The sequence below is a fragment of the Bradyrhizobium brasilense genome (assembly GCF_029714345.1).
Lineage (GTDB): Bacteria > Pseudomonadota > Alphaproteobacteria > Rhizobiales > Xanthobacteraceae > Bradyrhizobium > Bradyrhizobium australafricanum.
The window spans coordinates 3182626-3197460 of the sequence record NZ_CP121669.1 but is presented as its reverse complement, the minus strand read 5'-3'; the positions used below and the strand labels follow the sequence as shown (position 1 = coordinate 3197460).

At 64.3% G+C, this 14835-nt stretch carries 19 protein-coding genes; 13 read left to right on the top strand and 6 right to left on the bottom strand.

Annotated elements, in window-relative coordinates; genetic code table 11:
* Window positions 1-5: 5 nt before the first annotated feature.
* The gene (gene fghA, locus QA635_RS14730) at window positions 6-845 is read left to right on the top strand and encodes an S-formylglutathione hydrolase (RefSeq protein WP_283069902.1); all 840 of its coding nucleotides are present in this window, start codon (window positions 6-8) and stop codon (window positions 843-845) included.
* A gap of 188 nt (window positions 846-1033) precedes the next feature.
* Here fghA and QA635_RS14725 read toward each other — a convergent pair whose 3' ends face one another.
* The gene (locus QA635_RS14725) at window positions 1034-1555 is read right to left on the bottom strand and encodes a DUF3280 domain-containing protein (protein ID WP_283069900.1); all 522 of its coding nucleotides are present in this window, start codon (window positions 1553-1555) and stop codon (window positions 1034-1036) included.
* Between the two features lie 146 nt (window positions 1556-1701).
* On the opposite strand from QA635_RS14725, the gene QA635_RS14720 reads away from it, so the two are divergent.
* The 6 genes from QA635_RS14720 to QA635_RS14695 all read left to right on the top strand — a co-directional run bounded on the left by QA635_RS14720 (window position 1702) and on the right by QA635_RS14695 (window position 6581).
* Window positions 1702-2883, top strand: coding sequence for an ABC transporter substrate-binding protein (locus QA635_RS14720; RefSeq protein ID WP_283069898.1), 1182 nt, complete (start codon window positions 1702-1704; stop codon window positions 2881-2883).
* A gap of 5 nt (window positions 2884-2888) precedes the next feature.
* Window positions 2889-3866 carry a YVTN family beta-propeller repeat protein gene (locus QA635_RS14715; protein ID WP_283069896.1) on the top strand — a complete coding sequence of 326 codons (978 nt, stop codon included), beginning with the start codon at window positions 2889-2891 and terminating at the stop codon, window positions 3864-3866.
* Complete coding sequence (locus tag QA635_RS14710; RefSeq protein WP_283069894.1) at window positions 3863-4684, top strand: ABC transporter ATP-binding protein; 822 nt, start codon at window positions 3863-3865, stop codon at window positions 4682-4684. The genes QA635_RS14715 and QA635_RS14710 overlap by 4 nt, the downstream gene beginning before the upstream one ends.
* On the top strand, window positions 4681-5529 hold the full coding sequence (locus tag QA635_RS14705) for an ABC transporter permease (RefSeq protein WP_225159529.1): 849 nt from the start codon (window positions 4681-4683) through the stop codon (window positions 5527-5529). Before QA635_RS14710 ends, QA635_RS14705 begins: the two co-directional genes overlap by 4 nt.
* Complete coding sequence (locus QA635_RS14700) at window positions 5526-6143, top strand: hypothetical protein (protein ID WP_283069892.1); 618 nt, start codon at window positions 5526-5528, stop codon at window positions 6141-6143. The genes QA635_RS14705 and QA635_RS14700 overlap by 4 nt, the downstream gene beginning before the upstream one ends.
* Before the next feature lie 141 nt (window positions 6144-6284).
* Entirely contained in the window at window positions 6285-6581 is a 297-nt protein-coding gene (locus QA635_RS14695) for a copper-binding protein (protein ID WP_016847793.1), read from the top strand.
* Window positions 6582-6603: 22 nt separating this feature from the next.
* On the opposite strand, the gene QA635_RS14690 is transcribed toward QA635_RS14695, so the two are convergent.
* Complete coding sequence (locus QA635_RS14690) at window positions 6604-7158, bottom strand: PQQ-dependent catabolism-associated CXXCW motif protein (RefSeq protein WP_283069890.1); 555 nt, start codon at window positions 7156-7158, stop codon at window positions 6604-6606.
* Entirely contained in the window at window positions 7155-8036 is an 882-nt protein-coding gene (locus QA635_RS14685) for a substrate-binding domain-containing protein (protein WP_283069889.1), read from the bottom strand. The genes QA635_RS14690 and QA635_RS14685 overlap by 4 nt, the downstream gene beginning before the upstream one ends.
* A 203-nt stretch (window positions 8037-8239) precedes the next feature.
* Between QA635_RS14685 and QA635_RS14680 the strand changes: the two genes are divergently transcribed.
* Both QA635_RS14680 and QA635_RS14675 read left to right on the top strand, forming a co-directional pair.
* Window positions 8240-9130 (top strand): quinoprotein relay system zinc metallohydrolase 2, encoded by an 891-nt coding sequence (locus QA635_RS14680; protein ID WP_425249187.1) that lies wholly within the window; start codon window positions 8240-8242, stop codon window positions 9128-9130.
* A 43-nt stretch (window positions 9131-9173) separates the two neighbouring features.
* Entirely contained in the window at window positions 9174-9998 is an 825-nt protein-coding gene (locus QA635_RS14675) for a quinoprotein dehydrogenase-associated SoxYZ-like carrier (protein WP_225159532.1), read from the top strand.
* Between the two features lie 125 nt (window positions 9999-10123).
* Here the strand turns inward: QA635_RS14675 and QA635_RS14670 are convergent, their stop codons facing one another.
* A complete protein-coding gene (locus QA635_RS14670; RefSeq protein WP_370176133.1) occupies window positions 10124-10465 on the bottom strand; it encodes a hypothetical protein in 342 nt (113 codons plus the stop codon).
* A gap of 149 nt (window positions 10466-10614) precedes the next feature.
* On the opposite strand from QA635_RS14670, the gene QA635_RS14665 reads away from it, so the two are divergent.
* The 4 genes from QA635_RS14665 to QA635_RS14650 are packed head-to-tail and all read left to right on the top strand — an operon-like array spanning window position 10615 to window position 13381.
* Window positions 10615-11547 (top strand): ABC transporter substrate-binding protein, encoded by a 933-nt coding sequence (locus tag QA635_RS14665; RefSeq protein ID WP_168388419.1) that lies wholly within the window; start codon window positions 10615-10617, stop codon window positions 11545-11547.
* 2 nt (window positions 11548-11549) lie between these two features.
* Window positions 11550-12287: an ABC transporter permease gene (locus QA635_RS14660; protein ID WP_225159534.1), complete on the top strand. Its 738-nt coding sequence runs from the start codon at window positions 11550-11552 to the stop codon at window positions 12285-12287.
* Window positions 12277-12987 (top strand): ABC transporter ATP-binding protein, encoded by a 711-nt coding sequence (locus tag QA635_RS14655; RefSeq protein ID WP_283069882.1) that lies wholly within the window; start codon window positions 12277-12279, stop codon window positions 12985-12987. Before QA635_RS14660 ends, QA635_RS14655 begins: the two co-directional genes overlap by 11 nt.
* Window positions 12988-13027: 40 nt before the next feature.
* Window positions 13028-13381, top strand: a complete 354-nt coding sequence (locus tag QA635_RS14650) for a hypothetical protein (RefSeq protein WP_229188786.1) — start codon at window positions 13028-13030, stop codon at window positions 13379-13381.
* A gap of 5 nt (window positions 13382-13386) precedes the next feature.
* Here QA635_RS14650 and QA635_RS14645 read toward each other — a convergent pair whose 3' ends face one another.
* Window positions 13387-13623, bottom strand: a complete 237-nt coding sequence (locus QA635_RS14645) for a hypothetical protein (RefSeq protein WP_028336941.1) — start codon at window positions 13621-13623, stop codon at window positions 13387-13389.
* A 117-nt stretch (window positions 13624-13740) separates the two neighbouring features.
* The gene (locus tag QA635_RS14640; RefSeq protein ID WP_425249156.1) at window positions 13741-14814 is read right to left on the bottom strand and encodes a hypothetical protein; all 1074 of its coding nucleotides are present in this window, start codon (window positions 14812-14814) and stop codon (window positions 13741-13743) included.
* Window positions 14815-14835: the final 21 nt, after the last annotated feature.

The window sequence follows — 14835 nt, the reverse complement described above, 5'->3', positions numbered from 1 at the left end:
CGACAATGCAGACGGTTTCCCAGAACAAGTCGCATGGCGGCACGCAAGGCGTCTATCGGCATCCAAGCCGCGAGACCAAGACCGACATGACCTTTTCGGTGTTCGTCCCTGAGTATGCGGCCGGCACCAAGCTGCCCGTCGTCACCTATCTGTCGGGCCTGACGTGCACCCACGCCAACGTCACCGAGAAGGGCGAATTCCGCCAGGCATGCGCCGAGCTCGGCCTGATCTTCGTCGCGCCCGACACCAGCCCGCGCGGCGAAGGCGTCCCCGGCGATCCCGCCAACTCCTACGATTTCGGTCTCGGCGCCGGCTTCTATGTCGATGCGACGGAGCAGCCGTTCGCGACCAATTACCGGATGTGGAGCTACGTCACCGAGGAATTGCCGAAGCTGATCGCCGAGCAGTTCCCGGTCGACACGACGCGGCAGTCGATCCTTGGTCATTCCATGGGCGGTCATGGTGCGCTGACCGTGGCGCTGCGCCATCCTGATCGTTATCGGGCGGCGAGCGCGTTCGCGCCGATCGTAGCGCCGTCGCAGGTGCCATGGGGCAACAAGGCGCTCGGCGGCTATCTCGGCAGCAACAAGCAGGCGTGGCGCAGGCACGACGCCGTTGCCCTGATCGAGGATGGTGCCCGCTTCTCCGATCTGCTGGTCGACTACGGCGATGCCGACGGCTTTCTCACCGAGCAGTTGCGGCCCGAATTGCTGAAGGCCGCCTGCGAGAAGGCCAACATCCCCCTCACCCTGCGGCGTCAGCCGGGCTACGACCACAGCTACTACTTCATCTCGACCTTCATGGCCGATCATCTGCGCTGGCACGCCGCACGGCTGAAGGCTTGAGCGTCACGCAGTCCGTTCATCCCGTCATCCTGAGGAGGCCGCGAAGCGGCCGTCTCGAAGGATGCACGGCCCGAATTTCTACGTGTGGCTGTAACCGGGCCGATTCATCCTTCGAGGCTCGCCCAGCGGCGCAATTGCGCCGCAAGGCTCGCACCTCAGGATGACAGAGATCCATTCGTGAGCGCAGGCTACCGCGTCTGCGGCGCGCCGTAGTTCGGCGCGAGCAGGCGGTTGCGCACGAGGTAGTCGGTGGCGCGCGACCAGGATTCGTCGGTATTGCCGCGCATGTCGGCGCTCGCCGCTGCCAACAATTGCCCGCTATGCACGTCGCGCAAATAGAGATTGATGTTGAGGATGAGGTTGGAGACCTTCTGCACCACGCCCGTCATCACGAGATCAGCGCCCAGCTCGCCGGCCAGCTTCACATCGCAGCCGCCGCAGGCCTGAAGATTGCTGCCATGCGCCGCAGCATTGACCGGCGCGATGTCGAGCACGCGGAACTTGCCGGAGTCCGCGAGCTCCTTGCGCACCTGATCGCCGGCCCGGAGCAGCCGCGCCTGCTCATCACTGCGTGGCCCGCTCACTTCCCCCTGCAGGCTCGTGTCGATCATCTCGAGGTCGAACACCGCGAGCTTGGGCGGCTCGGCGCGCGCTGCCGCCGCCGCAGACACCACCAGCAAAGAAACGGCGAAGGCAAACGCTGATCTCATGATTGTGAACCAATCGTAATTTGTAACGTCGCAACGACAAAAAGCGGGGTTGCAAGCTAGGCCAATTCCGGCATCTTGCAAGTCAACAGCATGGAAGCCGGATTTCCGAAGGCCATACCGAGTGAAAAAAGACTGCGGGAGGAGTTATGTTGCGATGGCTGATCGGCACGATCGCGCTCAGCATGGTAGCGACCGGCGCGCTGGCGGCTGATCCCGTCGAGGTTCATATCGGCTATCTCGGCCATGCCGGCGTCAAATCGACGCTCTCGCTGGTCGAGCAACCCGCCGACAATGACGGCATCGCAGGCGCGCGCCTTGCGATCGAGGACAACAACACGACCGGCAAATTCCTCAACCAGCGCTTCGTGCTCGACGAGGTCAAGGTCAAGGATAGCGACGATGTCGCCAAGGTCGCGACCGACCTCGCCGGACGCAACGACTATATCATCACCGACCTGCCCGCCGACGCCTTGCTCAAGGTCGCCGACGCGCTGCGCGACCGCAGCACCGTGCTGCTGAACGCCGGCGCGATCGACGATCGGCTGCGCGAGCAGGACTGCCGCGCCAATGTCATCCACATCGCACCCACCCGCTCGATGCTGGCGGATGCGCTTGGCCAATATCTGGTGTGGAAGCAGTGGAAACGCTGGCTGCTGGTGGTCGGCTCGCATGATCAGGACAAGCTTTACGCCGACGCGCTGCGCCGCGCCGCGACCCGCTTCGGCGCCAAGATCGTCCAGGAACGCACCTTCGAGGACACCGGCGGCGCGCGCCGCACCGATAGCGGCGTGACCTTGATCCAGCGCCAGATGCCGGTGTTCACCCAGCAGGCGCCGGCTTACGACGTGCTGGTCGCCGCCGACGAGAGCGAGGTGTTCGCGAACTATCTGCCGTACCGCACCTGGGACCCGCGTCCGGTGGCGGGCTCGGCGGGCCTCGTGCCGACCAGCTGGGACGCTGCGCATGACCAGTGGGGCGCGGTCCAGATCCAGAACCGCTTCGTCAAGCTGAACATGCGCCGCATGACCGCACTCGACATGCAGGCCTGGACCGCCGCGCGCATGATCGGGGAAGCCACATCCCGCACCAATTCGGGGGACCCCAAGAAGGTTATCGCCTTCCTGAAGGGCAAGGATTTCTCGATTGCCGCCTTCAAGGGCACGCGATTGACCCTGCGAGACTGGAATCTGCAGCTCCGCCAGCCGATCCTGCTGGCCGATGGTCGTATGGTCGTTTCGGTCTCGCCGCAGGAAGGTTTCCTGCATCAGGTCTCCGAACTCGACACGCTCGGAGTTGACCGGCCTGAAACGAAGTGCAAGCTGCAGTGAGGGAGATGAAACGCATGTGGCGCCGCTGTCTGTTGACCGGGATGCTCGTTTGGCTTGCCGCGACACCGGCGTCCGCCTTCGTTGCCTACGTCTCCAACGAGAAGGGCAACACCGTCACGGTGATCGACACCAGCAGCTGGACGGTGACCAAAACCATCAAGGTCGGCCAGCGGCCGCGCGGCATCGAGTTCTCGCGCGACGGCAAGTTCGTGATGGTTGCGGTCGGCGACGACGACACGATCCAGGTGATCGATACCAAGACCCAGGAGATTGTCGACACCCTGCCCTCCGGTCCCGACCCTGAATTGTTCACCCAGGATGCCGCCGGCAAGACCATGTATGTCGCCAACGAGAACGACAACACGGTCACCGTGATCGACCTCGAAAAGCGCGCCCGGATTGGCGACATCCAGGTCGGCGTCGAGCCTGAGGGCATGACGATCAGCCCGGACGGCAAGATCCTGATCAACACCTCCGAGACCACCAACATGGCGCATTTCATCGACACGTCGACGCGCCAGATCGTCGCCAATGTGCTGGTCGATTCGCGACCGCGCTTCGCCCAGTTCAAGCGTGACGGCTCCGAATTGTGGGTCTCCTCCGAGATCGGCGGCACGGTGTCGATCATCGATCCGGTCAAGCGCGAGGTGACCGGCAAGATCACTTTCGAAATTCCGGGCCTGCGCAACGAGGCGATCCAGCCCGTCGGCATCGGCATGACTAAGGACGGCAAGACCGCATTCGTTGCGCTCGGCCCCGCCAACCGCGTCGCTGTCGTCGACGGTGTGACCCACAAGGTCCTCAAATATCTGCTGGTCGGCCAGCGGGTCTGGCACATGGATTTCACCCCGGACGAAAAATACCTGCTGGTCACCAACGGTGTCTCCAACGACGTCTCGGTGATCGACGTCGCGGCCCAGAAGGTGATCAAGACCATTCAGGTCGGCGAACTACCCTGGGGGATCACGATCGCGCAGCCATGATCGCAACCGACGCCCATATCGCGAGCCAGCCCTCGCCGGATGCAGGCCCTGGAACAGCCGCGGCCGTGCAGCCGGCGCTGTCGATCGGCAATGTCAGCCACAGCTACGGTCCGCGCCGCGCTTTGATCGATGTCAGTTTCACGGTTCAGCCTGCGAGCTTCACCGCGCTGCTGGGCCTCAATGGCGCCGGCAAGAGCACGCTGTTCTCGCTGGTGACGCGGCTGTTCGGCATCCAGAACGGCCAGATCAAGATCTTCGGCCACGACATCAGCCGGACGCCGGGTGAAGCGCTGCGGCTGATGGGCGTGGTGTTCCAGCCGCGCACGCTCGATCTCGACCTCTCGCTGACGCAGAACCTGCTGTATCACGCCGCGCTGCACGGCATCTCGCGGCGCGAGGCGCGGCTGCGCAGCGCCGAGGTGCTCGGCCGCATCGGGCTTGCCGACCGCGCCGCCAGCAAGGTGCGCGATCTCTCGGGCGGCCAGATGCGAAGGCTTGAGATCGCCCGCGCGCTGCTGCACCGGCCCCGGCTGCTGCTGCTCGACGAGGCCACGGTCGGGCTCGACGTCAAGGCGCGCGCCGACATTCTCGACCATGTCCGGCAGCTCGTCACCGAACAGGGCATCGGCGTGCTCTGGGCGACGCATCTGTTCGACGAGATCATGCCAAACGACGACCTCGTCGTGCTGCATCAGGGCCGAATGCTGGCGCACGGCCCGATGTCACGGGTGATCGCGGACGCAGGCGCCCAGGACGTCAACACCGCGTTCATGCGCCTGACCGGAACGGCAACACTCGCGGGGAGACCGCCGTCATGACCAGCACGACGGTTACGCCTGAGCGAAGCGGCTTCTCGCTGTCGGAATACCTCGTCTGCCTGAACGGCATCGTGTGGCGCGAGGCGCTGCGCTTCCTGCATCAGCGCGAGCGCTTCGTGTCGGCGCTGGTCAGGCCGCTGGTCTGGCTGTTCATCTTCGCGGCCGGCTTCCGGCAGGTGCTCGGCATCTCGATCATCCCGCCCTACGAGACTTACATCCTCTACGAGGTCTATATCGCGCCCGGCCTGATGGCGATGATCCAGCTCTTCAACGGCATGCAGTCCTCGCTGTCGATGGTCTACGACCGCGAGATGGGCAACATGCGCACGCTGCTGGTCAGCCCGCTGCCGCGCGGCTATCTGTTGTTCTGCAAGCTGCTCGCCGGCACGGCGGTGTCGCTGCTCCAGGTCTATGCCTTCCTCGTCATCGCGTGGTTCTGGGACATCGCGCCGCCGACCATCGGCTACCTCACCGTGCTTCCGGCGCTGGTGCTGTCGGGCCTGATGCTCGGCGCACTGGGCATGCTGATCTCGGCCAGCATCAAGCAGCTGGAAAATTTCGCCGGCGTGATGAACTTTGTGATCTTCCCGATGTTCTTCGCATCGTCGGCCCTCTACCCGCTGTGGCGCGTGCAGGAAGGCAGCCCGATGCTGTATTATATCTGCCAGTGCAATCCGTTCACGCATGCGGTGGAGCTGATCCGGTTTGCGCTGTACGGCAAGATGAACTGGGTTTCGCTCGCGGTGGTCGGCGGCTGCACCGTCGTCTTCATGATCGGCGCGATCCTGGCTTACGATCCATCGCGCGGCCTGGTGCGCCGCGGACCCGGCGGAGGCGAGGCATGACAGGCTGGCGAACAGGACTGGGCGCGCTGCTCGCGATGTTTCTGTCGAACCAGGCCGCATCGGCTGCCGACCCGCGCTATCCGGACTGGCCCTGCCAACAGGCCAAGGTGCCCGAGATCTCGCTGGCCGCGGTGTGGGCCGGGCCGCCGCTCGGCGATGCCGAGACCAAGTGGAAGGACGACCCGAAAGTCAGCGCGCTCGCGATCAAGCTCGCGGCGCGCCGCGTTCCGCTCGAAGAAGCGCAGAAGGAAATCACCGAATTCCTGTCAGCGGCCGCGGCCGACAAGGCCAATGCGGGAAAACTGCTGTTCGCCGGTCTGTTCGATACGCTGAACGGACAGCGCGCCTCGGTCATGAACGGGCTCGAGCGCGTGATGCGCAAGCAGCGCGAGGCCGCGGAGAAGATCCGCGACGACACGCTCAAGCTGCAGGCGCTGCAGGACGCGACACCGCCGGATCAGGCCAAGGTCGACGAGCTCGGCAACCAGCTGGTCTGGGAGACCCGCATCTTCGAGGACCGCGGGCGCGTGGTGAAATTCGTCTGCGAGGTGCCGACCGCCATCGATCAGCGCCTGTTCGCGCTCGGCCGCACCATCCAGCAGGAGCTCGATTGAGGCCTGCGACCGAACGCCCCGGGATCGTCAACGCGCCGTTTTGACGGTCTTTGGGTAACAGTGTGTTGGGCCACGCCGATCCGGAACAAACTGCACTGCCCGCTCGTTGTCCCCAACTATATCTGAACTTGGGAGACCTCCATGAAAGCAGCCAAGATCGTCATGACCAGCCTTGCCGCCGCGAGCCTGGTCACCACAGCGGCTTTGGCCCAGCAATCCATGTCGGGAATGGTCACCAAGATTGACCGACTGAGTGGAACCATCTCGATCCAGCAGACGCAAGGCGGCACGGTGGGCGCGTCCGGTGGCGCGATCCAGGAATACAAGGTGCCGAAGGGACAGTCGCTGGAGGCCTTCCACGCCGGCGACAAGGTCTCGTTCACCACAACGGACAGCGACGGCGGCAAGACCATCAACAAGCTCGACAAGCAGAAGTAACGGCCCGCGTGGCGCGCGAGGCTTACTGCTCTCCCTCGCGCGGCTCGGGCTCGGCATCCGCCAGCGGCAATTTGGCACGCTCCCATCCGTCGGTTCCCTCCGGATACCACGCCACGTTGCGGTAGCCGTAGGACAGCACGCGCTTGGCCGCGTTCCACGACATCCAGCAATTCTCCTGGCAGTAGATCACGAGCAGTCTGGTCGCGTCGCCGCCTGAGGCGCGGACCAGCCCGCGTCGCAGATAATCCTCCGTCGGCCCGGCGAGCTTGCCGTAGCCGGTATCGGGCAGCCAGATGCTGCCGGGAATGTTGAGGTGGGGCCGTTCGCGCCATACCGTGCCGGCGGGTAGATTTGGCTTCGGCGCACGCGGCAGCACGTCGACGAACGCGGCGGACTTGTCGCGCCAGATCGCTTCCGCTTCCGCGGTCGTGAGCACCCGTGCGCCGGCAAGCGTCACCGGCACCGGCGCGCGGTAGTCCTCGGTGCGATAGCCCTCCGGCTCTACCGGTGGGTCCTGCGCGCGGACGGGCGAAGCGGCGACCAACATCACCGCAAGCACGGCCGCGAGCCTGATCATGGTGATTTGGTCGCTTTCTCCGGCCCGATTGGACGGTCGTTCTCGTCGAGCAGCGGGACGCCGTAGTCGAGCAGGATCTTGTTGATCTCGGGCTGGTTCTCCTGGATCAGGCGATTGAGCTGGCGCTTCCAGTTCTGGTCGGACGCCCGCACGCCCATGCCGATGCGATAGATCAGCTTCGGTCCCGTGGTCTCCTTGACCAGCGGCGTGATGTGCAGCGGCGGGTTGGCCTTCTTGGCGTAAAAGCCCGCCATCGGTCCCCACAGGATGCCGGCGTCGATCTCACCCTTGGCGAGATCGTTCATCATCGCCTCGGCCGACGAATCGTAGCGCGTATCGATCATCAGCGGATAAGGCTTCGCATTGGTCATCAGACCGTTGATGGCCATGTTGGTCGCGGGCGGCGTTCCCGCCACGATGCCGATATGCTTGCCTTTCAGCCGCTGGTCCTCGAGCGTCGTGACCTCATCGAGCCCACTGCCCGGCTTGGCGACGATCGCATAGGCTGTGCGGTAATAGGGATTGGTGCCCTGCGCGAGGTCATCGCCTTGCGGAAAGCCCATGATCACGTCGCAGCGATGCGCGCTGAGTGTCATCCGCACGAACCCGGTCGCCTGCGGAAAGAACATGTAGTCGAGCTTCTTTTGCAGTTTCCCCGCCAGCAGCTCGCCGATCTTGTTCTCAAACCCCTCGCCCTTGTCGTTCGAGAACGGCAGGTTGCGGGGATCGGCACAGATGCGCAGCACGCGGGCATCGATGAGCTCGATGGAAAGTTCGCCCTGATCGTTGACCTGTGCGCGCGCAGTTTCGCGGCCGGCCAGACAGGCGATGAAGCCGACAAGCGCGAGCAGAACAGGACGGCATCCGACAACTCTCATTACGCGGTCTCCTCTTGATCGGATCGATCGCCGCCATCCAGCAATTGCCCGGCGCACCATGACGTGCAACAGGAATAATGATCGCGACCACGCCGCGCTGCTTGCTGCAGCGCAAACTGGAACGCGACGACATCGATCGCGCGTCGCGGAGTAACTGAGGCGGAAACATGGCTCATGGCGGTTCGGTGCTTGCGCTGCTCCTGATGCTTTGGGCTCCGACCATAGCGCGGGCGCAAGAGGCGGAATTGCCTGTAAGCGAAGTCGCTCCCGGAATATTCGTTCACACAGGGGTCACCGCATTGATGACGCGCGAGAACGAAGGCGCCATCGCCAATGTGGGATTCGTGATCGGCGACAGTGCCGTCGCCGTCATCGACACCGGCGGCAGCGTCCGCGAAGGACGACAGCTGCTCGCCGCGGTCCGCAGCCGTACCGACAAGCCGATCCGCTATGTGATCAACACCCACGCGCATCCGGACCACAGCTTCGGCAATGCGGCTTTCGTCGGCGACGGGACCAGCTTCGTCGGCCACAAGTCTCTGCCACGCGCGCTGGCCGCGCGCGGACAATTCTACCTCGACGGGTTTCGCCGGAGCATGGGCGACGCGTTGATCAACGAGGTGAAGATCATCCCCCCGACCGTGCTGGTCGCGGACACGCTGAAGCTCGACCTCGGCGGGCGGGCCCTCACCCTGAAAGCCTGGCCGCCCGCCCATAGCGACAACGACCTCACGGTCCTCGACGAGCAAACCAGAACCCTGTTCGCCGGCGATATGGTGTTTCTCATCCATATTCCCGTGGTCGACGGCAGCCTCAAGGGCTGGCTGCGTGCGCTCGACGAGCTCGCGGCGATCTCCGCCGAGCGCGTGGTTCCCGGTCACGGGCCCGTGAGCGCGTGGCCGGCCGCGCTTGCCGACGAGCGGCGTTATCTTGGGGTGCTGGCCGCGGACGTGCGCGCACTGGTCGCAAGCGGCAAACCGATCACGGCCGCGGCCGAGCACGCCGCAGCCGCCGAGCGGCCGCGCTGGCAATTGTTCGACGACTACAACGCCCGCAACGCAACTGCAGCATTCTCGGAAATTGAATGGGAGTAGCTGTTCGTCCTATGATGAGGCGGCTGTATAGGATTTCGCGACCATGACCGGACATCGCGCCCGCCTGCTTTGCATCGCAAGCCTGCTCACGATCGCGCTGGGCACACCGGCTGCGCCCGCGGCGGAGGCCTATGATCCTTGGCCGGGTCTCGTCCAGGACATCTTCAGCAACCGTCCGATGAATGACGGCAATGATGTCATCGGCATCGAGATGCCGATGCGTGCGGAAGACGCCGCGATCGTGCCGGTGACGCTGCGCACCAAGCTGCAACCGAGCGACAGCCGCCGCGTCGTCGCGATCACGCTTGTGATCGACGAGAACCCGGCGCCGATGGCCGCGAAGTTCACGCTGGGGCCGGCCGCCAACGTCACCGAGATCTCGACCCGTGTCCGCGTCAACAACTACACCAATGTGCACGCCGTCGCGGAGCTCAGCGACGGCAAGCTCTATGTGAGCAAGGTCTATGTCAAAGCCTCCGGCGGCTGCTCGGCGCCGGCCGGCAAGAACGTCGAGGAAGCCAAGAACCGCCTCGGCCAGATGCGCTACCGGCAATTTACCAAGTCCGAACAGGGACCAGCGACCGGCACGCGGGAAGCCCAAATCATGATCGGGCATCCGAATAATTCAGGCCTGCAGATGGACCAGGTCACGCAGCTCTATATCCCGGCCTTCTTCGTCAACGAGCTGCACATCTGGCAGGACGACAGTCCGGTACTGGCGATGGAGGGAGGAATCTCGATTTCCGAGGATCCCAATATCCGCTTTACCTACGTCTCGAACGGCGCCAAGCGCTTCCGTGCCGAAGCCAAGGACACCGAAGGGCACATCTTCGAGCACGAATGGAAGGTCGAGAATCCCGGCACCTGACGCCTCGCGATCTCACGACGGACGCAAAAATGCGATGAGATCAGGTTGGATCGCTATCGCGCTTTAGCCCGGTATTTAAGCATGATCTTTCCGGAAAACCGCTTCGCACTTTTCCGGATCATGCTCTAGAAGCACCTGACTTCGGCTTCGGCCTGGGCGCGCCTGAGGTCGTTGAGCGCGTTCGCGGCCTGCTCGGACGAGCGGAACTGGCCGCCCAGATTGCCCCGCACCTGCGCCATGCTCAGCACGGTCTCGGCGGTGACATAGCGATCATAGGGGATGATCGAGGCGACGACGTCGATCGAGCAGGAACATTGCTCGATTGACTGCCGGGATTCGCCATTGGCCTTCATGCAGCCGAACACATATTCCGCCCGCGCCGAGGTCGGATAGTCGTTGATCTCCTGGGCCCGCACGCTGACCGCCGCCCCGGCGAGCACCAGGATGGCGACAATCGGTCGTAGCATGCCAGCTCCTGCCATGGTCCTGCTTCCTCTTCTCTTTCCGCAAGCTATGCTATGGATGTTGATCAGAAAAGAAAACATTCGGGGAAGTGGCTCAAGAAACGATGATCATCTCTGTACGCACGGTGTTGGCTGCGGCAGTTCTGGCGGTCATGCAGTTCGGCACCTCGTGCTACGCGCAGACCATCCGCGTCGCAGCGCAGAAGACCGGAACGCTGGCCTGGGAACTGGCCGTCATTCGCTCCCATGGTCTCGACAAGAAGGCCAATCTGTCGATCGACGTCGTCGAACTGGCCAGCCCCGAGGCCGGCAAGATCGCGCTGCGCGCCGGCACGGCCGACGTGATGGTATCGGACTGGCCCTGGGTGTCGCGCGAGCGGTCGCTCGGCGCCAAGCTGCAATTCTATCCCTATTCGAGCGCGCTGGGCGCCGTGATGGTCCCGGCCTCCTCGCCGGTCAAGACGCTCGCGGACCTCAAGGGGCGGAAGCTTGCCATTGCCGGCGGGGCGATCGACAAGAACTGGCTGTTGCTGCAGGCCGCATCGAAGCAGGACGGCGTCGACCTGAAGTCGCAGGCGACCATCGTCTACGGCGCGCCGCCGCTGCTCGCCGCCAAGACGCTCGGCGGCGAGATGGACGCGACGCTCAATTACTGGAATTTCTGCGCCGCGCTCGAAGCCAAGGGCTTTCGCCGGCTCGCCGGGATGGAAGAGATCCTGCAAAAGCTCGGCAGCAAGGGCCGCATCGCCATGATCGGCTACGTGTTCGACGAAGCCTGGGCCAACGCCAACAAGGATCTGGTGGCCCGCTTCATCGCCGTGACGCGTGCGGCGAAAGAGATTCTGGCGACCTCGGATGCCGAATGGGACACGATCGCGCCGCTCACCGGTGCGCAGGATGCCGCAACCCTGCATGCCTATCGTGAGCGCTACCGCGAAGGCATCCCGCGCCGTCCGATCGCGGACGAAGAGGCGGATGCGCGCGTGCTCTACCGCGTGCTGGCGCAGCTCGGCGGCCGCGATCTGGTCGGCACGGCAACCGAGCTCGATCCCGGCACCTTCTACCAAGCGATCCCGGGAGACTAGCGGTGCTGCGTCTCCTCTCATTCACGCTGTTCATCGCGACCTGGTGGATTGCCTCTCTCCTGATCGGCGATGCGAAGCTGCCGGCGCCGCCGGCGGTGCTGTCGGTGCTCGTCGCCGAAGCCCGATCGGGCGCGCTGTTCGTCAATCTCGGCGCAACCCTGGCCCGGGTCGCGCTGGCCTTCACCCTTGCCATGGCGCTCGGCTCGGCGATCGGCTATTTGATGGGCCGCGTCTCGCTTGCCAATCGCCTTGGCGATCCCTGGCTGATCCTGTTGCTCAACCTGCCCGCGCTCGTCGTCATCGTGCTCGCTTACATCTGGGCCGGGCTGACCGAGGTCGCCGCGATCGCCGCCATCGCCATCAACAAGCTGCCGACCGCCGTCGTCACCCTGCGCGAGGGCGCCCGCGCGCTCGACCCTGCGCTCGACGAAATGGCGACAGCGTTTGCTTTTCCGCGCGGCCGCGCCTTCCGTCATGTGATCCTGCCGCAGCTTGCGCCCTACATCGCGGCCGCTGCGCGCTCCGGGCTCTCGCTGGTCTGGAAGATCGTGCTGGTCGCCGAATATCTCGGAAGGCCGAACGGTGTCGGCTTCGAGATCGGGGTTGCCTTCCAGCTGTTCGATATCCCCTTGCTGCTCGCCTATTCGCTGAGCTTTGCGGGTGTCGTGCTCATCATCGAAACCCTGCTGGTGCAGCCGTTTGAAACCAGGCTAACGCGGTGGCGGCTCCGTGCAGCTTGAAGTCAATATCACCGGCAAGAGTTTTGAGAGCGCGGCCGGGAAGCGGCACGACGTGCTCGACAACGTCACCTTCACGCTGAACGCTGGCGAGGTCGGCGTGCTGTTCGGCCCGTCAGGCTGCGGCAAGAGCACCTTGCTCCGGATCCTCGCCGGGCTCGACGCCAACTACCGGGGCCATGTCGCGCGGTCGCCGGGCATGCGCCTTGGCATGGTCTTCCAGGAGCCGCGGCTGTTGCCCTGGCGCACGGTCGAGGAAAATGTGCGGCTGGCCGCGCCGCATGTCGGCGACAGCACGCTCTCTGCGCTGTTCGAGGTGCTCGAACTGGGCGCGCACCGCAACCATTTTCCCGCGGAGCTGTCGCTCGGCCTCGCCCGCCGCGTCGCGCTGGCCCGCGCGTTCGCCATCGAGCCCGATTTCCTGATCCTCGATGAACCGCTGGCCTCGCTCGACAATGCACTCGCGGGGCGGCTGCGCGATCAGGTCGCGACGCTGGTGGCCAGCCGAAAAATGATGACCTTGCTCGTCACCCACGATCTCGACGACGCCGTTCGCCTCGGCGATCGCCTGTTCTTCCTGTCGTCGCGGCCGGCCCGAATCCTCCACGTCGAGACCATTGCCGCACCACGCGCGACGCGCGGCGAGCCCGAGATCGACGAAATCAAGCGGCAGCTCTCACAGTTGGACCTTGCAAATATGTGAGACGCCGTCATCCTTGGACGAAGCATAAAGGAGAGGCTGGATGTCGCGCGCGTTGATCGCTGTTGGTGTTGCGTCGCTTGTGCTGCCGGCGACGGTGCTCGCCCAAAGCAAGGGCAAAGGCATTCGGCTGTGGAATCTGACCAGCGCCACGATTTCGAGCTTCGAGCTGTCGCCGGCAGGCAAGAGCGAGTGGGGTCCGAACCAGACGCTCAACGACAAGGACAAGGAAGTCGACCATGACGAGCGCCTGCGGATCACCGGCGTCGAGCCCGGCCGCTACGACGCCAAGGTCGGCTACAGCGGCGCCAAACAGTGCTTCGTTCGCGACATCGAGATCAAGGCCGACGCCGTGTTTTCGGTATCCGACAAGGACCTGAAGGACTGCAACAAATAGGAAGGCTAACCCGCCGGCAGCTCGCCGCCCGCACCGGCCCGATCGTTGCTGTGCGGATATTCGCAACGCCAGCGCACCGCGGTCCATTTCGGATGTTCGCCGACCCACCGCGCGATGTAAGGCGGCGCGGCCATGGCGCATTGCTGCAGCGAGCCGTTCCAGTTGAACACCAGATGCTGCTCCTCGCAGGTGGCGGGCGACAGCACGGCACATACCGTGACGATCAGATCAATCGGGTTCATGCGCGATCCCTAAGCGTGCTCATGGAATAGATAACACGGCGAAATACGTAATCAGCCACGTCCGGGTTTCACAGCCCCGTGAGAGGTTGGGGAACCCGGTCCGGGAGGCTTCACGCTCTAGAAGTTCAAACCGTACACCAGCCGCGCCTGGTGGCGCTCGAAATTGACGAGGTCGAGGGCGGCATTGCTCCCGGCCCGCTGCCCCCAGGCCTGGACGCTCCAGGTCGCGGTCAGGCGTGAACGTTCGGAGAGCTGGAAATAGGCGGTCGGTCCGATGAACAGCGCCTGCCCGGACAGTTCATCCAGGCCGATTCCCTCGTACTTCCTGAAATAGCGCGCTTCGCCGCCGATCAGGATATCCGGCTTTACCCTGGCCATGAGGCCGAATGCGGCACCGATGGTGGCATCCTGATCCGCAGCGCCGGTGCGCGGCGTGCGCGTCCATTCCGGCTCATAGCTTAGGTTGAGGGCCGCGATGACAAAATTCGGGATCACCTCGCGGTCGAACGCGACCGTGAGTTCGGTGCCATAACTACGGACGGCTGCTGCCGTCGTCTCGTCGACGCGATCGGCACGCGTCTCCAGCGCGACCGTCATGCCAAAGGGCGCCGCCTCGCGATTCAGAAAGCGATAGCGGAAATCGACCGAGACGCTCTGCCACGACAGCTGACGCCGATCGTCAAGACCCGGAACGCGGTTGATGTCGTATGCGCTGAATGACGTTCCGAGCTCGACACGAAAATTCGGCGCGGGCACGAGCTCGAGCTCCATTTCCTGATTGAGCGTGCGATACCGGCCGCCGTCCTTGGCGAAGCGCCCGGTGGTCTGGCTCTGGAATTCACGTTCGCCGACATTGCCCACGTCGGAGCCGATCATGAAGCCGAAGATGTGCTCGGTATCAAAGTCCTCGGCATGGGCGCCAGGCGGCAACAACGCCGCGATGCCGGCAATCGCCGCGCACAGCATCCCCGCCCAACGCCTGATCTTGAGTTTTGGATTCATAGTCCCCGCGCCGCAGCCTCTGGCTACACTGTAGGACAAAGCAGCTAGGCCCGCCAATCGCGCAGGTGGTGTCGGTCTCAAGGTCTTGTGGGAAGGGTATGAGAGAAGCTGTCCGAGCGGCCGCATCAGGACCCACGAAAGACGCTTTCTACAAAAGACGCCTGCCCGGCTCGATGCAGCGCGCTGCACGAGCCGGGCAGGCTGTCTCGC